This window comes from Psychrilyobacter sp. (assembly GCF_049671765.1).
GTDB lineage: Bacteria > Fusobacteriota > Fusobacteriia > Fusobacteriales > Fusobacteriaceae > Psychrilyobacter.
On sequence record NZ_JBATVM010000136.1, the window covers coordinates 1 to 1,646 of the forward strand.

Consider the following 1,646-nt stretch of genomic DNA (forward strand, 5'->3'; position numbering starts at 1 on the left):
TATCGTTATAACAAGATACTTCTTCATACATTTTTATAAATTCATAACTTCCTGCAATATTTTTAACATCATAGCCTTTTGATTGAAGCATTAATGTCATGTTATAACTTCTTTCTCCTGTTCTACAATGAACATAGATTGTTTTTGTTTTATCTAATTCCTCTAATCTCTCTCTCATAACACTCATAGGAATATTTATAGTTCCCTTTACATGTCCTGCTTCATATTCACAAACTTCTCTAACATCTATTACTTGCTCTCCTGCTTTTAATAGATCATAAACTTCCATAAATGCTACTTGTTTAAATGCACCTTCGTTTAAGTTCGAACCAATATATCCAATCTTATTTATTACATCTTTACCTGTTCCAAATGAAGGAGCATAAGTTAATTCTAAATCAAATAGATCTTCTACTGTCATACCAGCTTTTATTGCAGTAGCTATTACATCTGCTCTCTTATCTGGTGCTCCTGTTGCTGCAAATTGAGCTCCTAATACTTTACCTGTTTTCTTTTCAAATAATAATTTTGAGAACACCAAATGTGCTCCTGGCATTATTCCTACTATTCCTGGAGGTGCTGCATATACTACTTCATAATCAATTCCTGAATCTTTTAACATCTTTTCAGATAATCCTGTAGAAGCTATATTCATACCGAATAATTTTACTACTCCCGATCCAATATAACCGTTATTTTTTATTTCTCTACCATTTATTCTATCGGCAATTAATCTACCTTGCTTATTAGCAGGACCTGCCATTGCTAACGGAACTAATTTTCCAGTTAACTGGTGTCTAACTAATATTGCATCTCCTGCTGCATATACATCTTTTGCTGTTGTTTCATAATTATCATTAGTTACTATATATCCTCTATCTGTTAATTCGATTCCAGAATCTTTTAAGAATCCAGTAGATGGTCTTACTCCTATAGCTAAGATTACTCCGTCAGTTTCAATCTCTCTTCCAGATTTTAATAACACTTTTCTTGTGTCAAATCCTTCTACAAGATCTTCTAACACTATTTCTATTCCGTGTTTAACCATTTCAGCTTGTCCAAAATAAGATATTTCTTTATCTACAAATGGAATTATTTGATCAGTTCCTTCTACTAAAGTAACTTCTATTCCTGTTTCTCTTAGATTTTCAGCTGCTTCTAGTCCTATGAATCCTCCACCTACTACAGTTATATGTTTAGGGTTTTTAGCTTTTACAAATTTCATTATTTTAGAAACATCAGGGACTGTCTTTAATACAAAATTATCTATTTTATCTAATCCTTTGAATGGAGGTACAATGGCATCTGCTCCAGGGGATACTACTAGTGAGTCATATTTTTCAGTGGTTATTTCTTTAGTTAAAGTATTTTCTACTTCAATTGTTTTAGCTTCTGTATTTACAGATATAACGTTACTATTTACTCTTGCATCTATCTTATATTGACCTTTAAATTTTTCTGGTGTCATTAAAATTAACGTTTCTTCCTGCTCAACTAAACCAGATATATGATATGGTAAACAACAGTTTGAAAATGATACCACTGGACCTCTTTCAAACATTATTATTTCTGCATTTTCATCTAATCTTCTCGATCTTGCTGCTGATGATGCACCACCTGCTACTCCACCTACTACTAGTATTCTT

The 1,646-nt window shown here is 32.0% G+C and carries 1 protein-coding gene; it reads right to left on the reverse strand.

Annotated elements, in window-relative coordinates; genetic code table 11:
* Positions 1 to 1,646: FAD-dependent oxidoreductase (locus WBG30_RS06625; RefSeq protein ID WP_424503855.1), on the reverse strand; the 1,646-nt coding region annotated here is incomplete at both ends.